This is a genomic window from Planococcus lenghuensis (assembly GCF_001999905.1).
In the GTDB taxonomy this organism is placed as follows: Bacteria; Bacillota; Bacilli; order Bacillales_A; family Planococcaceae; genus Indiicoccus; species Indiicoccus lenghuensis.
In genome coordinates this window covers 2,000,284-2,016,763 of sequence record NZ_CP019640.1, presented here as the reverse complement: position 1 = coordinate 2,016,763, position 16,480 = coordinate 2,000,284, and the positions used below count along the sequence as shown (strand labels likewise).

The following is a 16,480-nucleotide window of genomic DNA, read 5'->3' as shown; positions in this document are numbered from 1 at the left end:
TATTCTTTAAACAAGAAACTATATTAAAGCTTTTAGTAGTTCAGGAACTGCCATTGTCTAAACCTCCAATTCTCCATTGTTTTAACTTGATTGCACATTCAATGAGGTGTATTGAGCAACGAGCAGATCATCGAACTATAGGAGGAGTATAAATGAAAGGTCTTATAATTGTCATCTTGACGGTGATCGGAATCATCATACTTTCTGCCTGTACAGAGAAGGGAGGAGAAGAAGGCATACTCGCTGAGCCATCACGTCTCAGCGATAATCTGCCAAATAATTATAGCAGCCAAGAGGTAAGTTTTGTAATCTCTACTAACAGTGAACCTGTCAAAGCACCAGCCAGAGACCTGTTTTTAGAGATTACGAACACAGGCGCACAACCGATTGAATATGAGCCAGGAGTCTTTTACGAAAAAATGGTGGATGGAAATTGGCATCGAGTGTTGGACGACAATAACTCTGTATATGCCGATATTCTATATGTAATTCCTTCTGGAGAAACGGATAAACTGAATCTTCCTCTTGAAAATTTTGAACATCGATTTTCTGAAGGAACATACCGGATAATAAAAACTTTTGAGGTGTCTGACAAGGAAAAGGTGACTTTGTCGGTTCAATTCATAGTAGAAGGTTAGAAGAGACTCATTGAAAGGTTCTATATGAAACGCAGTATTGTTTTTCTCTTTTGGTTCGTTACAAAGCTTGTACTTGATCTAGAGAAATCGCTTCAGGCAGACGCTTTCCGCGGGGCGGTCCGCAAGCCGCTTCGATCGCGCTGCGATCTCCAGGATCTCGCGTGCCCCCTGATCCCGCAGTTAAAAACCGATGCTCCTGCGCCGCTTCGCGGCTCGTCGCAAATGAGCGGGGCAAGAGGATTTTGACCCGCTCATTCGCTGCCTGTCGCTCTTGCTTTCAAGCATCGGCTACAGCTGACGGGAAATGCGGGATAGTCTGGCAGCAAAGTGCTGTTTCATCTATCTCGCTCTTTCTTGTCCGTCTGTTACCTGAATGGACATGCTGGAATGGTCATGAAGATACCCAGCACCGGCGCGTCCATGTGAGAGGCAAAGGCGTAAGACTGGCGGGTTTTTCCAGGTTTGCGGCGAGAGCCCTTCCCCGAGCGATCGGTGCGGATTTAGAGAGAATCTTTACTGCGTTTCATATAGTAAAGAACTTAATCACTTCCTGAAAAATGAAAAGGACTACTCTGAAAATCCAGTTTACCTGACCTTTCAAAGCAGCCCTTTTTTAGCTCATTGAAAGCAATTTAAACGTGTAGCCTTTTTCCTTGATTGCCTGAATCAGTTTCTGCAGGACACTGACCGTCTGCGGCAGTTCATGGAGCAGCACAACCGCGCCGTCTTCCAGATTTTCAACAACATTGGTTACAATCGCAGCCGGATCGTCACGCAGCTCCCAGTCGAGGGAGGCGATCCGCCACATCACCGGTGTAAGTTCCAGCGTTTCAGCGGTTCGGAGCGTGGCTTGATCGTACTGCCCGAATGGCGGCCGGAAGTAACGGGGCCGGATACCTGTGACGGCTTCCAACTGCTCTATAGAACTGCGCAGCTCGTGAAGCTGCTGTTCCTCTGACAGACGAACGAGATTCGGGTGTTTCACTGTATGCGTGCCAATGACATGACCTTCCGCTAATACCCGCTGCCAAGGGCGAGCAGGGTACAGCAGACGGGTCTGCCAGAAAAACATGGCCGGCACCTTTTCTTCACTTAAAACATCAAGAATTTCCGGTAAAAATTTGCCGGGCCCGTCATCGAATGTCAGAATAACGGACTTTTCTTCCTGTCCAGGATCAGAAACGATGACGGCCGGATCCTCTGAGTCGTACACGACTCGTGTGCAATCGACCACTCAAGGACTTTTAATCATCTTCATTCATCCTTTCGCATCAGGTAGTCGTACTGAGACCTTGCTGCGGTTCAGAGCCGTACGTCTCCTGGAACTCTCTTCCTGTGAAATCGCGCGGGTCGCCGTCGAAAATCAATTCGCCATCACGCAGTGCGATGATGCGGGTGGCGTAACGTTTTGCAAGCTCCACATCATGCACATTGATGATGGTCAGTAAATCCAATCGTTTGTGCATATCCAGAAGCAGGGTAAACACGTAATCGGCCGTCCCCGGGTCGAGACTTGCCACCGGTTCATCGCCGAGGATGACCTTTGGTTCCTGGACAAGTGCCCGGGCAATGCCGACCCGTTGTTTCTGGCCGCCGCTCAAATTCTCCACCCGGCGATTCATCATTTCTTCAAGACCGACTTCACAGATCACTTGCTTGGCCCGGCTGACTTCCTGTTCGGAAAACCAGCCCACAAGGTTCTTGAATGACGGCCGGTACCCGAACGTGCCGGTCAGCACATTCTGCAGGACACTGAGCCGGGGAATCAAATTGAAGTGCTGAAAAATCATGCCCACTTCCCGTCGGACTTTCCGGAGTTCTTCTTCACGCGCCCCGGTCACTTGGCGGTCGCCAAGTGCCACCGTTCCTTCCGTCGGCAATTGGAGTCCGTTGATGCAACGGATGAACGTGGATTTGCCGGCGCCGCTTTTGCCAAGCACGCAAATGAACTCACCCTTATTCATTGTAAGGGACAGATCCGACAGGGCAGCCGTCTTCGTGCCCGGATAACGGACTGTCACATTTTCCATTGTCAGCATGCCGTCCGCCTCCTTAAATCACTCTGTTTCTGACAAAACTGCCGGTGAAGTCGACGATGATGACCATCACCATGATGATCAGCACATCGAGTGCCACCGATTCGTACTGGAATGTCTTGAAATCGTTGAACAAGCGCTGCCCGATACCGCCTCCGCCGATGAAACCGAGAATGAGGGATGTCCGGATGGCCACTTCGAACCGGTAAAAAAAGTTCGACAGCACATTCGGCCAGATTTGCGGCAGGATGCTGAACAGAGAAGCGATCCAGCTCTTCGCTCCGACCGCTTTCATCGCTTCCTGCGGGCCGGGATCCGCCGCTTCGATCAGCTCTGAGATCAGTTTACCCATGACCCCCACGTTATGGATCATGATGGCGATGACCGCCGGGAACGGACCGAGCCCGAGTGTCGTCAGCAAAATCAGCCCGAACACGATTTCCGGCACGGACCGGACGAAGCTCAATGCGATCCGCATGGCATTATAAAGGATTTTTGATGGCGCTGTATTACGGGCGGCGGCGAAGCTCAGCGGCAACGCAATCAGTAGGCCGAACACACTGCCAAGAAAAGCCATCGCCAATGTCTCAAGCATATCTTGGATCATATCCGGCAGTTCGGAGAAATTCATCGGGAACCACTCGGCAAGAAACTCGATCATGTTGCGGAAATCCCGGAACTTCGAAAGATCGAACTCTGTCAGCCGCATGCTGAAATAAACGAATACGACCAGCAGCGCCACCGTTATCAGATTACTTTTTTTGAACCACACCGCAAATCAACTCTATTCTTCGATAATGCCCTGCTGGATGGCTGCCTGCCGGATGCTTTCATAATCTTCTGGTGTCGCTTCAGTGAAACCGTCCGCTCCGAAGGCATCCAGGATTTCCTGGTCTTCAATCGCGAGGAACGCTTCCCGGATAGCAGCAATTGTTTCATCGCTTGTTTCTTCTGTTACAGCCCATGGATACTGGAATAACTGATCAGATTCCCAAATGACTTTTACTTCATCCGGATTAATCGTACCTTCTTCAACCAACTGATTATAGATCGCCGAATCGATCGCCCCTGCTGTTACTTGTCCGTTTTCCACGGCTAATGCAGTTGCATCATGAGATCCGGTGAACTGAACAGAATTGAATTCATATTCATTTTCGTCCGTGTATACACCGCGGTCCTGAAGTTCGATTGACGGAATCAATGAACCGGAAGTTGAGTTCGGGTCACCGAATGCGAAATCGACTCCGCTCGGGTCTGCGAGCAAATCATCAAGCGTTTCAGCTTCGTTGTCTGCCTGTGTAATGATGTAAGAATGGTAGAACGGTTCGCCATCGACCAGTTGAGTCACAATCGCTTCCGCATTGCTTTGTTCCTGGGCGATGACGTAAGTCAGCGGTCCGAGGTAAGCCATATCGATTTGATCGAAGTTCATGGCTTCCACGACACCGTTATAGTCCGGATAGACTTCGACGGCTACATCTTGCGGAAGTGCTTCATCGAGGACAGCCTGCAGCTTGTCGATGGCGCTCTGCAATTCGCCGACTGTCTGTGCCGGAATAACACCGATTGTGAACGCTTCGCCAGTTCCTTCAGCGACCGCTTCTTCCTCGGTTTCTTCTTCGGCAACAGCTTCTTCTTCAGCCGGTTCTTCCTCTACCGCTTCTTCTTCAACCACTTCTTCGTCCGCCGGTTCAACTGCTTCTTCTTCGGTACCGCCGCATGCTGCAAGTACAAAAGCAAGTACAAGCAGAACAGCGAACATCATCCATTTTTTCATAAACGGTTCACCTCTTTTTAAGTATTTGTGGTACTTGTTCTAACAGAACAAGGACTCTAAAAGAGTCCTGTTCCGATTTAAATGACTTGGATTCTGCCGGCATTGTCACCGGTGGTTTCCCCGATGATCGCTGACTGCACACCTTTGGCAAGGAGGTCATTCTGCAGGGCATCCGCTTCCTCGGCAGGTACAGAAATGAGCAAGCCGCCGGACGTCACTGCGTCACACAGCACGAGCCGATCAAGTTCGCTGATATCATCCGCATAATCGACGTCGCCTGCGAGCCACTTCAAGTTCTTCTTCGTGCCGCCCGGAATGATATCTTGTTCAGCGTATTCACGGGCGCGGGACAAAACAGGTACTGCATCGTTCGTGATCGTGATGCCGACGCCGCTGCCTTTTGCGATTTCCAGTGTATGGCCAAGAAGACCGAAGCCGGTTACATCCGTACAGGCATTGACATTGTAGTTTTCCATCGTTTCTGCCGCTGTCTTATTCAGTGTCGCCATGACCTGCATGACTTCCTGAAGGGAATCGTCGTCGATGCTGCCGTTTTTGATGGCGGTTGTCAGAATGCCGACACCGATCGGTTTTGTCAGAATCAGTTTATCACCCGGTTTTGCCGCAGCGTTTGAGCGAATACGATCCGGATGGATGGTGCCCGTGACCGACAGGCCGAATTTCGGTTCCTCGTCATCGATGGAATGGCCGCCGACGAGGATTGCGCCTGACTCTCTCACTTTGTCGGAAGCGCCGGCCAGGATGTCGGCAAGAATGCTGGAATTGAGCGTATTGATCGGGAATGCAACGATATTCATCACCGTGATCGGCTTGCCGCCCATCGCATACACATCGCTCAGTGCGTTCGCCGCGCCGATCTGTCCGAACATATACGGATCATCAACGATCGGTGTAAAGAAGTCCAGTGTCTGGACGAGAGCGGTTTCTTCATTGATCTTATACACACCGGCATCATCCGCTGTTTCAAGACCGACCAGAAGATTGGGGTCGTCTACATTTTTAGGTAAATGACGCAGAACCTGCGCCAGGTCCTCAGGACCGATTTTGCATCCTCAACCGCCTTTTGACGATAGGGAAGTCAGTCGGACATTCTGTTCTTGAGTCATTGAGGGTCACTCCTTTGTATGGGTAATTTTAATTTTTCAACAGATGGGGAATCATGCCGACGAAGCAAGTCAGCGAATGACAGACCGGTACATTACCAGCAATGCTTCCGCTTCCTTTGCCGCTGAATGGTGTGTGTCGACAAAGGATTTGGCAGATTGGCCCATTTGTTGGTTCAACTTGTAATTATTCAGCAACCGTTCGGCATAATCAAGGAATTCGTCCCGCTCCTGGTAAATAAATCCTGTCTCACCATGCCGGACGATACTGCGGTTGCCTTGGTTATTTGAAACGATCACCGGTTTTCCATAACTCATCGCTTCCAAAATGGCCGCCGGCTGCCCTTCGGAATGCGACGTGTTCAGCAGAACATCCGCTTGGCGGTATATCTCACCCATCGCTTCATGGGGAACTTGGCCAAGACTGCGGATCCAGTCGCTGTTCTGCCGAACGAATTCATCGACGACAACACCTTCCGCTTCTTCCAAGACCGGACCGGCCAGCCACAGCCGCACATGCGGATAACGTGCGTGGAGTTCCTGCAACATGTCAATAGCGGCCGGCACATTCTTCACTTTCCGGATACCGGCGGGCAGCACGAATAAAAACGTCTCTTTTTCTTTTTCCGCAGGCGGCGGGGCAGCGGGGAACTCGCTGCTGCCTTGCCCGATCACCGTGACTTTTTCGGCTAACTCGGGCGCTTCCTTTAACAGAATATCTTTGGCTTCTTCGTTAAAGACGTGGATGGCAGCAGCACCAGCCAAAGAGGACACTACCTCAGACCGTTTTACCGGATCAAATAAATCAACGTTCAGATCTGTGCCGGTCATTGTAATGACGTAATCGGAAGGCGGTGTTTCAATTTGCTGTATGAACCGGTAAAACTTGTGGGCATGGAACCCATGGACAAGATCGGCAGGGGGAAGAGCATCCGGTGGTGGTTCCGTCGTCGAAAAAATCTCCGTCTCCACGCCCAGTCTGCCGAGACCCTCAGCGATACGGTTCACCGTCACCGTATTGCCCCGAGCCTGATGGATGTTGGGTGCAGCAAGTAATACTTTCACATTATTTCTCCTTTAATTCATGGTGATTTCTGCTTCATCGTCAATTATCCGGAAATCGAGACGTTTTGTCACTTGAACTGATTTTAGATGCTAGAACTAATTTATATTGAAGGCTTGTAGGGGCAGTGAGGGATCTAATTTTAGATCCATGTAATTCAGTAAATCTATTGTTAATCCATTTCCTGCCAATAACATATTCGTTTTCTTTTACTTTTTGTGATCACTACCTTTTTTATCAAAAAATTTAATTCACTCTGGCTTATCATAAAGTATTAAGAATGGTCTCTTTAAATATACAGTAAGGAATATAAGTTTATTTTTAAGAACTGAGATGGTTAGCAAGTAATTTCAGAAGAAAGATCGTTAGGCGGCGAATGAACGGGAAGAAGATCTTTCCCGTTCATTTGTGACGAGCTTGCGCAGGAGCACCGGTTTTTAGAATGGACCGCCCTGGCAGCTGGCAACGCGACGCCCTGTCGCGCCAGCTGCATGACCCACTTCGTGTGGGCTCGGAAGCGCCCGCCGGAAGCGAGTTTTTTATTATCAACACAATAAAATAACCTTCCACATTTTTTGCAGAAGGTTACAGATCGTACTATGTATGGCGGGATAGTGTGGGAATCGAACCCACCGGAGACGGCACGCGCCTCCCTCAGGGTTTTGAAGACCCAGGGGGACACCAGTCACCCATCCAACCCCATGAAATGGCTTTTGTTCATTCAAGCCTGTTTCATTCTATACCGAAAAAATAAAGACTGCAAGCGGGTTGCTTACAGCCGGATAAATCGCCTGGCTTGAATCAGAAGGGATGGACGTCTAAAGTAAAACTATCTATAACAAACGAAAGTATGTGACGAAAATGGCGGAGACGTATTACACGATCGGCATGGCGGGGCATATCGACCACGGGAAAACGACGCTGACGAAAGCGCTGACCGAAATCGACACCGACCGGCTGAAAGAAGAAAAAGAACGGGGCATTTCAATCGAACTCGGTTATGCGCCCTTGAAAACCGAGAAAGGCACGCACGTCTCTATCGTGGACGTACCGGGCCATGAACGCTTTATCCGGCAGATGATTGCCGGCGTTGCGGGCATCGACCTCGTCGTTCTCGTCGTGGCGGCGGACGAAGGTGTCATGCCGCAGACGGAAGAACATTTGGAGATTCTGCAATTCCTCGGCATTGAACGATGCATTGTGGCTATTTCCAAAATCGACCGTGTTGATGAGATCATGCTGGAACTTGTAACGGAAGACATCAAAGATCGGCTGACCGGTACGATTTTTGACGGGGCGCCGTATGTTTATGTCGACAGTGTATCCGGCAATGGCGTGGATGAACTGCGCAGCACCATTTTTGCCGAACTCGAAAATGTGAAATTCCGCGATGCGTACGGTTCATTCCGCTTGCCGATCGACCAGGTGTTTACTGTGCCGGGGCAGGGGACAATCGTGCGCGGCACCATCTATGAAGGCATCGTCCAAAAAGGAAGCCAGCTGACACTTCTTCCCGACGGTCATAAGGTGCGGGCACGGCAGGTTCAAGTGCATAACGAAGAGCAGGAGGAAGCCCGCGCCGGTCAGCGGACCGCAATCAATCTCGGTGGCGTCGAACGGGAGCAGGTCAATCGCGGCGATGTGCTCGTCGCGTCGGAACATTTCCTCGTGACCGATACCATCGATGTGACCTTACAGCTGATCAGTAAAGAATTCACCCCGCTGAAGCAGCGGGCACCCGTAAAAGTTCACGTGGGCACATCGGAAGTGATGGGCAGGCTTGTCCTGTTTGACCGCAATGAACTGACGCAGACAGAAGGTGAAGTGTTGTGTCAGATCCGGCTGGATGAAGAAATCGTTGTTCGCCGCGGAGACCGGTTCATTGTGCGGCGGCCCACGCCGGTCGAGACACTCGGCGGCGGCTGGGTGATCGAGCCGAAAGGCGGGAAGTACCGCTTCGGCAATGAGACGGTCGCTACGCTGAAGCAAAAACAGCAAGGCACTCCGGAAGATTTAATTCGGACGGCGTTGGAGCAGCAAGTTGTATTGAATATGAAAGAATTGATTCAGCAGACCTCGCTGACCGAGCCTGTTGCAGAGGAAACGATCCGGCAAGCAACAGCGGATGAGCGGATCATCGCCATGCCAGCCGGGAAATTTGTTCTTGCTAAAACAGTCCTTCAGCTGAGGGATGATCTGCAGGACAGACTGGCGGAATACCATGAAAACTTTCCGCTTCGGCCAGGCATCGGCAAGGCGGAGCTGATTCAATCCATCGCCGCGCGCTACCCGAAAGCGTTCATCGAATTCGGGTTGAACCGCTTTACTGAACAAGAGGAACTGACCAAGAACGGCCAGTACATCGCGCTGCCGGACTTCACGCCGCATTTGCCATCCAAATGGAAAGTCCGGATGGAAGGCATCATTTCCTCACTGGAACAGGCCGGGCTGGAAGCCGGGAAGTGGGAAGATTATGTAGCCGGAACACCGGTGCCGGCGGAATATGTGAACGAGCTGTCGCTTTATTTACTGCAGTCAGGGGAAGCCTACCGGCTGACGGATGATACGCTCATTCACCGGACGGCATTCCAGCAGTCACTTGATACACTGAAACAAGGAACCGGAGACGCATTCGGCCTGAAAGAAGCGAAAGAGGCGCTTGGCGTTTCCCGGAAGTATTTGATTCCATTCCTCGAACTGCTCGATCAGCAGAAACTTACCGTGCGTCACGAAGACCAGCGGAAATGGCGGCAGAAAGGGTGAAGAATATGCAGTACGAAGTCAAAATCGAATTTTGTATGATGTGAAATTACGCACCAAAAGCCGCAAGTTTTGCGGAGCAATTATTCGAGCATTTTCGCGCTGACATCACATCACTGGAACTCGTACCGGCGAGCGGAGGCGCGTTCGAAATCACCGTAAATAGAGAAAAGATTTATTCAAAACTGGAGACCCGGCGCTATCCGGCGGTGGAAGATGTGATCGCACGAATGACAAAGTGATCACGCGGTGCCGCCGGGATTGCCGGATTAGGGGGCAAGCGGGATGAAAGAACAATTACGGCAATTGCCGCCGGTGCATGAATTGCAGCGGGACAGCCGGTTCAATGAAATGCAGGCGGAATTCGGTCTGGATTCCGAAAGGCTGACGGCATTTTTGCGGCAGGAAATCGACCGGCTGCGGCACCGGGTGCTGAACGGGGAACTGCAGGCGGGTAGGGAAGAACTGAACCTGACGGACCGGGTATTTACGCAGGCCCGGACAGCCATTAAGGACTGGCAGGGAGACCGGCTGAAACGGGTCATTAACGGGACCGGAACTGTTCTCCACACAAACCTCGGGCGTTCCCGGCTGAGTGAGCAGGCAACTGCCCGGGCGCTTCAGGCGGCCCGGAGTTATTCCAATCTCGAATACCGGATTGAAGAAGGAAAGCGGGGATCCCGGCATGACATCATTGAAGATCTGCTGATTGAAACGACAGGGGCAGAAGCCGCCATGGTAGTTAATAATAATGCGGCGGCGGTGTTCCTGGTGCTCAGCGCGTTCGCAAAAAATCGGGAAGTCATCGTGTCCAGGGGCGAACTGGTGGAAATCGGCGGCTCATTCCGGGTATCATCAATTATGGAAGAAAGTGGCGCGCAATTGGTGGAAATCGGCACAACGAATAAGACCCATTTGCACGATTACGAACGTGCAATCGCTGAAGAAACCGCCATGATTCTGAAAGTACATACAAGCAATTTCAAAATCATCGGCTTTACGGAAACTGTCGCCACAGCCGAGTTGGCTGAACTGAGCCGGCAACACGAACATATGCTGTTTTATGAGGATCTCGGCAGCGGTGCGCTGTTCGATTTCAAAAAATTCGGTGTAGGAGATGAACCGGTTGTCCGAGATGTGCTGAAAGCGGGAGCGGACATCGTATCGTTCAGCGGGGACAAACTGCTCGGCGGCCCGCAAGCCGGCATCATCGCCGGAAAGAAAAAATGGATCGACCGGCTGAAGAAACATCAATTGGCAAGGGTTATCCGCACCGATAAAATGACGCTCGCGGCCCTTGAAGAGACCCTGAAAACTTATGCCGCGGGTGAAGCTGCGGCAATGGAGTTGCCGACGGTCCGGGACATCACCCGGCCGTTGGATGGAATCCGGCAGCAAGCTGCGGAATTCATCGAAACCGTTCAGAAGAAGTGTCCGTCATACCGGCTCGCTCTTACGGAAAGCACTTCGGCGATCGGCGGCGGGACGATGCCGGGCGTCGAAATCCCAACAGCGACTGCAGCGGTGAGCCACCCGGCCCTAACGGCTGAAGCCTTAGCGCGCCGGTTACGCAATGGATCACCGGCAATCATCACGCGTATCCAGGATGAGCGGGTGCATGTGGATTTCCGGACGGTTGAAGCGGGGGAAATGGCGGAACTCATCGCCGGATTCACAGCTGTTTACGAATCGATCGGGAAAGAACAGCAAAAAACCAATGAATTGGAGGAATAACGGTATGCTTTTGGAAAAAATTCAAGATATGACATTGCGCGATTTGGAAGGGAATCCGGTCGCTCTCAGCGATTACCGGGGGAAGAATACGCTGATTTTCATGTGGGCTTCCTGGTGACGGTGCCGCCATCAGCTGCCAGGCTGGCAGCAATTTTATGAACAGCACCAAGATAAAGATTTCACCATTCTGTCCGTTGCCGTTGACGGGCAAGGTCCCGACGTGGTGCGGCCGCATACGGAAGGCACAACATTCACGACCGTTGTTGATAATAATAACGAATTGGTGAATGCGTTCGGTTTCAAGGTGGTGCCGAACGGGATTTTCATTGATGAAGACGGCGTGATCCGCTTGATCCGGGAAGGATTCAGCGTGGACAATCGCGAACATATACAGGCACTGGAGCAGCTGCTGAATAAAGAAGTGGAGCAGGTGGAGTTTGACGGCGGCAAGCAGCATACCGAATTGTCGGACCTTGAACAGCAGCTCGTCCGGACGAAGTACAAGCTCGGCATGGAATATGCAAGGCAGAAACGGAACGGGGAAGCGCTGAAGGAACTCGATGATGCCGTGCTGCTCGACCCGGAGAATTTCACGATCCGCAAACAGCGCTGGCATATCCGCTATCCGGAAAAGTTTTATCCGGAAATCGACTTCGACTGGCAAAAAGGCCAGCTTGAACGGGAGCATGCGCAAGAGCAGGAGCAGCGGGCTGCAGGGCTGGTCTGCGGGCCGGACGGCTGCTTCATCCGCCGCTGAGTGGCTTTTTGCGCTTCTGAAAAATGAATTTGGCGGTGACGCTGGGTATCTGAAGTTCGTTCAGTTTAAGCCCGGTTAATAAACGGACTGGAACAAGCACAAGTTCTTCACTGTTTAATTAAAAGGATTTCTTGTCGGCAACAGGAGGAATTTCTTATTCCGATGTGACGGGAATGAGAAGCGATGCGGATAACTGAAGGTCCGTTATGTTAATTTCTGCAGAAGTACCAATCTTTATGAAAACAGCCGAAATTTAAAGGATGATTCAATGGAAGGGGAGAAGACAGCATGACATACTCGATTTCAGCAAACGATCCATACGAACGGAAACGCATTCAGGTGCTCGATACGGAAATGGCTTACATTGATGAAGGGGAAGGTGACCCGGTCGTGTTCCTGCACGGCAATCCGACGTCCTCTTATTTATGGCGTAACGTCATACCGGAAGTGGCTGGCGAAGGCCGACGGGTACTGGCGCCGGATCTGGTCGGCATGGGGGAATCCGGAAAAGCACCAGACGGTTCGTACCGCTTTTTCGATCACGCCCGTTATTTGGATGCCTGGTTTGATGCACTGGCACTCGATAACGTCGTCCTCGTCATCCATGATTGGGGATCAGGCCTCGGTTTTCATTGGGCAAACCGGCACCGGGAGCGGGTGCGCGGCATCTGTTACATGGAAGCGTTCGTCCGGCCGGTTTCATGGGAGGAATGGCCGGACTCCGCAACGAAGATTTTTAAATTGATGCGCTCCCAGGCAGGCGAGAAATTCGTCTTGGAGAAAAATGGATTTGTTGAAAAAATCCTGCCATCCAGTGTGATCCGGGAAATGACGGAAGAGGAAATGAATGTTTACCGGAAGCCGTTCCCGACACCGGAAGACCGGCAGCCGACACTCACATGGCCACGGGAAATTCCATTTGACGGTGAACCGGCGGATATGCAGCAGGCGGCACAGGCTTATGCAGAATGGCTCGCTGTCAGTGACGTGCCGAAACTATTCATCGATGCGGAACCTGGAACGATATTAACCGGCGGCCCGCGGGAGTTCTGCCGGCAATGGCCGAATCAGACGGAAGTGAAAGTGAAGGGCCTGCATTTCATCCAGGAGGATTCACCTGCTGAGATCGGACAGGCCGTCGATCAATTCATCAGTGCATTGAAATAGACAACGTTGGCTGCCGGTTCAGGGAGCCTGCAAAAAGGAGAACGGTTATGGAACAGGAATGGAAACAAGCAGCGCTGCAATTATCGGACATTGCCATTTCCGCAAATCCGAATAATGAGCCTGTTACAATATCGGGAATTCCAGCAGAAATGCGGTGTGTGGGAGTGGGGACGGATGCAGCCGTCTTCCAGTCTCTTGCCGCACCTGACGTTGTATTCAAAGTGTATGCAAAAGAAAAGCAAGCTAAAGTGGAAACGGAAAAAGCGGTGTATGAACAGCTGGGTAAGTCGCGTTATTTTCCTGTTTTTCATGCAGCGGCCGACAATTATATCGTAATCAGTTATGAGGAAGGCATCACGTTATTCGATTGCCTTCTGCAGGGCGTATATGTGCCCGAACAGGCGATCCAGGACGTCGAGGACGCCCGGGAATTCGTGCGTGGACGGGGACTGAACCCGCGGGATATCCATTTGAAAAACATCTTACTGCAAAATGGACGGGCAAAAATCATTGACGTATCAGAGTACGTATTGCCCGGCAACGATTTCCGTTGGGAGCATCTGAAGAGAGCCTACGAGGAATATTATCATTTGTTCGAGAGCCGACCGGTGCCGTATTGGCTGCTGGAAACAATCCGGAAATGGTACAACCAATGGAATAAGGCGACAGATACTTATGATGAGTTCATGAAAAACGTTTACCGGTATACGACTTTTCGGAAGTGAACGGCAGGTTGCTAAAAAGTAATAAAATTTTATAAGTAAAAAATTACAAAAGGAAAAATAAAAATAAAAAAGAAACAACAACCAAGAAGCAGTCCAGCCGGCAACGATTAATAGGGGAGTCACCGGTCACATTGGTATTCAGTTGATCAACATGGAAGCAGGGGGAAGTGGTATGTGGAAGCCCGGTACATTTCTGCCTGTAAAGCCGGAAGACCCGGTCGTACAAGAACTCACGGAGACTTTCAGTCAAGGAAACAACTCGACATGGGTGTACTGTTTTTCAGTGACGGATCAACAGGTTTTCCGGGATGGACCGGCTTGCAGCTGGACTGCGCTGCATGGCTTGCGGACCGCCCCGCGGAAAGCGTCCGGCTGGAGCGATTACTTCCGCATTAATTAGCATTTTTAAGACTATGCAAGAATCAGTAGGGTCTAACTTAATGAAAACAAAAAGCTGATGCCGTTTTGGCATCAGCTTTCTTTTTTTTGCTTATTGTCCAAGCAATTTCTTCACATAGGCTTCGACTTCATCAGCCGTTGCCAAGTTCAGGATTGTTTCCGTATGCTGTTCCATGTCTGCTTTCGACAGGTCTTTCAGCAAGGAACGGATCTTCAAAATGGACGAAGCACTCATGGAGAATTCGTCGAGTCCAAGTCCAAGAAGGACAGGAGCCGCGATTTCATCGCCGGCCATTTCGCCGCACATGCCGGCCCATTTGCCTTCTTTATGCGCCGCATCAATGACATTCCGTACGAGACGCAGTACAGCCGGGTTATACGGCTGATACAAATACGATACCCGTTCGTTCATGCGGTCGGCAGCGAGCGTGTATTGAATCAAGTCATTCGTACCGATCGAGAAGAAATCCACTTCTTTGGCGAACGTATCCGCCATGACAGCGGTGGAAGGGATCTCGACCATGATGCCGACTTCAATATCCGCTTTCACTTCAATGCCTTCAGCCGTCAGATTTGCCCGTTCTTCCTCAAACAGCGCTTTGGCTTTCCGGAATTCATCCAGCGTCGCGATCATCGGGAACATAATTTTCAAGTTCCCATGAACGCTCGCCCGGAGCAATGCGCGCAATTGCGTGCGGAACAAGTCCTCGCGTTCGAACGCCAGGCGGATTGCCCGGACACCGAGGAACGGGTTGAGTTCTTTTGGCATTTCGAGGTAAGACAATTCCTTATCACCGCCGATATCCAACGTGCGGACAACGGTCGGTTTGCCGTCCATCTGTTTCAGGACAGATGCATAGGCTTCTGTCTGCTCATCTTCAGTCGGGAAGGAATCGCGGCCCATGTACAGGAACTCTGTCCGGTACAGCCCGATTCCTTCACCGCCATTGTCGAGTACGCCGGTGACATCTGAAGGATTCCCGATATTTGCGGCAAGTTCCACATGATGGCCGTCCGCTGTTACGGATGGTTCATTCACAAGCTGTGCCCATTCGGCTCGCTGTTCAGCGAAATCCGCTTTCTTGGTTTCATAGCGGGTGATGGTCTCAGCATCCGGATCGATGATTACTTCTCCGTTCAGTCCGTCCACAATGACCATTACACCATTCGCAATATCAGCCAGAGCCGTTTTTGCCCCTGTGACCGCCGGAATTTCCAGCGTGCGGGCGAGAATGGCTGAATGGGACGTCCGTCCACCGATATCCGTCACGAACCCTTTGACGAATTCCGGATTAAGCTGGACCGTGTCAGAAGGCGTGAGGTCATCCGCAATCACGACGACTTCTTCCGTCACGAGGCTCGGATTCGGAATCGTGACGCCTAGGAGGTGAGACAAGACCCGGGTGGTGACATCCCGGATATCCGCAGCCCGTTCTTTCATATAAGCGTTATCCATTGCCTCGAACATGGTGACAAATGTCGAAGCGGTCTCATCCAATGCGAACTCTGCGTTTACTTGATCCGATTGGATTTTATCTTTGATCGGGCCGATCAGTTCCGGATCGTTCAACACAAGCAAATGAGCTTCGAAAATGGCAGCCTGTTCATCGCTCATTTGTTCCGCTGTCCGTTTTTTAATGGCCTGCAATTCTGTCTTTGACTGCTTCAGTGCAGTTTCCAGCCGGGCGATTTCTTTTTCAGTGTCAGTTACCGTTTTTTTCTCTGCATTTAACTCCGGATGTTCCAGCCGGTACGCTTTTGCGATGGCGATTCCATTGGACGCCGCGATTCCGGAAAGGATGGAAGTCATTCGGTGCCAATTCCTTCTGATTTCACAACTTCGTCAATCCGGTCGATTGCTTCCTGTTCATCTGCACCATCTGCAGAGATGGTAACCGTTTCACCGGATTTGATACCGAGAGACATGACGCCGAGGATCGATTTCAGGTTCACTTTCTTTTCTTTGTGCTGCAGCGAAACATCTGACTGAAATGAACTGGCTGCGCCAACAAGTACACTTGCTGGGCGAGCGTGTAATCCTTCTTCTCCTGCAATCTTATACTGCTTTTCTACCATGGTAAAATCCCTCCGGCTAATTGTTTTTTGTACTGTAACCAAGCAATCTTCCGTAGTTCTTTGCTCGGCGCACCTTCTTACTGATTATAGGCAAGAATGCCACTGTGAGCAAACGAACTGATCTGTGAATGTTTTTGATTAATTATGAATGATTATGATTGATTTTTAACGATTTATCAAGTACAGTAAGAATCAAGATAACTCAAAATGAGGCAGGTGTCTGG

Annotated in this window: 16 protein-coding genes, 1 tRNA gene and 1 pseudogene; 9 read left to right on the top strand and 9 right to left on the bottom strand. The window is 50.8% G+C overall.

What is annotated here, in order from left to right; all coding sequences use genetic code 11:
- Nucleotides 1-152 precede the first annotated feature (152 nt).
- Nucleotides 153-638: an immunoglobulin-like domain-containing protein gene (locus B0X71_RS10370; protein WP_077589338.1), complete on the top strand. Its 486-nt coding sequence runs from the start codon at nt 153-155 to the stop codon at nt 636-638.
- A 613-nt stretch (nt 639-1,251) separates the two neighbouring features.
- On the opposite strand, the gene B0X71_RS10360 is transcribed toward B0X71_RS10370, so the two are convergent.
- The 7 genes from B0X71_RS10360 to B0X71_RS20975 all read right to left on the bottom strand — a co-directional run bounded on the left by B0X71_RS10360 (nt 1,252) and on the right by B0X71_RS20975 (nt 7,339).
- Nucleotides 1,252-1,872 carry a polysaccharide deacetylase family protein gene (locus tag B0X71_RS10360; protein WP_077589336.1) on the bottom strand — a complete coding sequence of 207 codons (621 nt, stop codon included), beginning with the start codon at nt 1,870-1,872 and terminating at the stop codon, nt 1,252-1,254.
- Between the two features lie 37 nt (nt 1,873-1,909).
- Entirely contained in the window at nt 1,910-2,677 is a 768-nt protein-coding gene (gene phnC / locus B0X71_RS10355) for a phosphonate ABC transporter ATP-binding protein (RefSeq protein WP_077589335.1), read from the bottom strand.
- A gap of 13 nt (nt 2,678-2,690) precedes the next feature.
- Nucleotides 2,691-3,446, bottom strand: coding sequence for a phosphonate ABC transporter, permease protein PhnE (gene phnE, locus B0X71_RS10350; protein ID WP_077589334.1), 756 nt, complete (start codon nt 3,444-3,446; stop codon nt 2,691-2,693).
- Between the two features lie 12 nt (nt 3,447-3,458).
- Complete coding sequence (gene phnD, locus B0X71_RS10345; RefSeq protein WP_077589333.1) at nt 3,459-4,451, bottom strand: phosphate/phosphite/phosphonate ABC transporter substrate-binding protein; 993 nt, start codon at nt 4,449-4,451, stop codon at nt 3,459-3,461.
- Between the two features lie 77 nt (nt 4,452-4,528).
- Nucleotides 4,529-5,578, bottom strand: a complete 1,050-nt coding sequence (gene selD / locus B0X71_RS10340) for a selenide, water dikinase SelD (RefSeq protein ID WP_077589332.1) — start codon at nt 5,576-5,578, stop codon at nt 4,529-4,531.
- 69 nt (nt 5,579-5,647) lie between these two features.
- On the bottom strand, nt 5,648-6,640 hold the full coding sequence (locus B0X71_RS10335; RefSeq protein ID WP_198038572.1) for a glycosyltransferase: 993 nt from the start codon (nt 6,638-6,640) through the stop codon (nt 5,648-5,650).
- 602 nt (nt 6,641-7,242) lie between these two features.
- A tRNA-Sec gene (locus tag B0X71_RS20975) sits at nt 7,243-7,339 on the bottom strand.
- 160 nt (nt 7,340-7,499) lie between these two features.
- Here B0X71_RS20975 and selB point away from each other — a divergent pair.
- The 8 genes and pseudogenes from selB (at nt 7,500) to B0X71_RS10300 (ending at nt 14,181) form a co-directional block, all read left to right on the top strand.
- Nucleotides 7,500-9,401, top strand: coding sequence for a selenocysteine-specific translation elongation factor (gene selB / locus B0X71_RS10330; protein ID WP_077589331.1), 1,902 nt, complete (start codon nt 7,500-7,502; stop codon nt 9,399-9,401).
- A 56-nt stretch (nt 9,402-9,457) separates the two neighbouring features.
- Nucleotides 9,458-9,640 (top strand): annotated as a pseudogene (locus B0X71_RS21790) (Rdx family protein); the annotation flags it as partial.
- 43 nt (nt 9,641-9,683) lie between these two features.
- Nucleotides 9,684-11,132, top strand: a complete 1,449-nt coding sequence (selA, locus tag B0X71_RS10320) for an L-seryl-tRNA(Sec) selenium transferase (protein WP_077589330.1) — start codon at nt 9,684-9,686, stop codon at nt 11,130-11,132.
- A 4-nt stretch (nt 11,133-11,136) separates the two neighbouring features.
- Nucleotides 11,137-11,250 carry a peroxiredoxin family protein gene (locus B0X71_RS20970; protein ID WP_156889854.1) on the top strand — a complete coding sequence of 38 codons (114 nt, stop codon included), beginning with the start codon at nt 11,137-11,139 and terminating at the stop codon, nt 11,248-11,250.
- A gap of 15 nt (nt 11,251-11,265) precedes the next feature.
- The gene (locus tag B0X71_RS10315; protein ID WP_077589329.1) at nt 11,266-11,889 is read left to right on the top strand and encodes a TlpA disulfide reductase family protein; all 624 of its coding nucleotides are present in this window, start codon (nt 11,266-11,268) and stop codon (nt 11,887-11,889) included.
- A gap of 288 nt (nt 11,890-12,177) precedes the next feature.
- Entirely contained in the window at nt 12,178-13,056 is an 879-nt protein-coding gene (locus B0X71_RS10310; RefSeq protein ID WP_077589328.1) for a haloalkane dehalogenase, read from the top strand.
- Nucleotides 13,057-13,103: 47 nt separating this feature from the next.
- On the top strand, nt 13,104-13,781 hold the full coding sequence (locus B0X71_RS10305; protein WP_077589327.1) for a serine/threonine protein kinase: 678 nt from the start codon (nt 13,104-13,106) through the stop codon (nt 13,779-13,781).
- Nucleotides 13,782-13,953: 172 nt separating this feature from the next.
- Nucleotides 13,954-14,181, top strand: coding sequence for a hypothetical protein (locus B0X71_RS10300; RefSeq protein ID WP_077589326.1), 228 nt, complete (start codon nt 13,954-13,956; stop codon nt 14,179-14,181).
- A 90-nt stretch (nt 14,182-14,271) separates the two neighbouring features.
- Here the strand turns inward: B0X71_RS10300 and ptsP are convergent, their stop codons facing one another.
- Nucleotides 14,272-15,990 carry a phosphoenolpyruvate--protein phosphotransferase gene (gene ptsP / locus B0X71_RS10295; RefSeq protein WP_077589325.1) on the bottom strand — a complete coding sequence of 573 codons (1,719 nt, stop codon included), beginning with the start codon at nt 15,988-15,990 and terminating at the stop codon, nt 14,272-14,274.
- Nucleotides 15,987-16,256 (bottom strand): phosphocarrier protein HPr, encoded by a 270-nt coding sequence (locus B0X71_RS10290; RefSeq protein WP_077589324.1) that lies wholly within the window; start codon nt 16,254-16,256, stop codon nt 15,987-15,989. Before B0X71_RS10290 ends, ptsP begins: the two co-directional genes overlap by 4 nt.
- Nucleotides 16,257-16,480 lie beyond the last annotated feature (224 nt).

Bases quoted from the DNA above. Each gene is read 5' to 3' on its own strand.
- B0X71_RS10310 (WP_077589328.1), top strand. From the start codon at position 12,178: ATGACATACTCGATTTCAGCAAACGATCCATACGAACGGAAACGCATT.
- B0X71_RS20970 (WP_156889854.1), top strand. From the start codon at position 11,137: ATGCTTTTGGAAAAAATTCAAGATATGACATTGCGCGATTTGGAAGGG.
- B0X71_RS10300 (WP_077589326.1), top strand. From the start codon at position 13,954: ATGTGGAAGCCCGGTACATTTCTGCCTGTAAAGCCGGAAGACCCGGTC.
- selB (WP_077589331.1), top strand. From the start codon at position 7,500: ATGGCGGAGACGTATTACACGATCGGCATGGCGGGGCATATCGACCAC.
- phnD (WP_077589333.1), bottom strand. From the start codon at position 4,451: ATGAAAAAATGGATGATGTTCGCTGTTCTGCTTGTACTTGCTTTTGTA.
- ptsP (WP_077589325.1), bottom strand. From the start codon at position 15,990: ATGACTTCCATCCTTTCCGGAATCGCGGCGTCCAATGGAATCGCCATC.
- B0X71_RS10290 (WP_077589324.1), bottom strand. From the start codon at position 16,256: ATGGTAGAAAAGCAGTATAAGATTGCAGGAGAAGAAGGATTACACGCT.
- selA (WP_077589330.1), top strand. From the start codon at position 9,684: ATGAAAGAACAATTACGGCAATTGCCGCCGGTGCATGAATTGCAGCGG.
- B0X71_RS10370 (WP_077589338.1), top strand. From the start codon at position 153: ATGAAAGGTCTTATAATTGTCATCTTGACGGTGATCGGAATCATCATA.
- B0X71_RS10305 (WP_077589327.1), top strand. From the start codon at position 13,104: ATGGAACAGGAATGGAAACAAGCAGCGCTGCAATTATCGGACATTGCC.
- phnC (WP_077589335.1), bottom strand. From the start codon at position 2,677: ATGCTGACAATGGAAAATGTGACAGTCCGTTATCCGGGCACGAAGACG.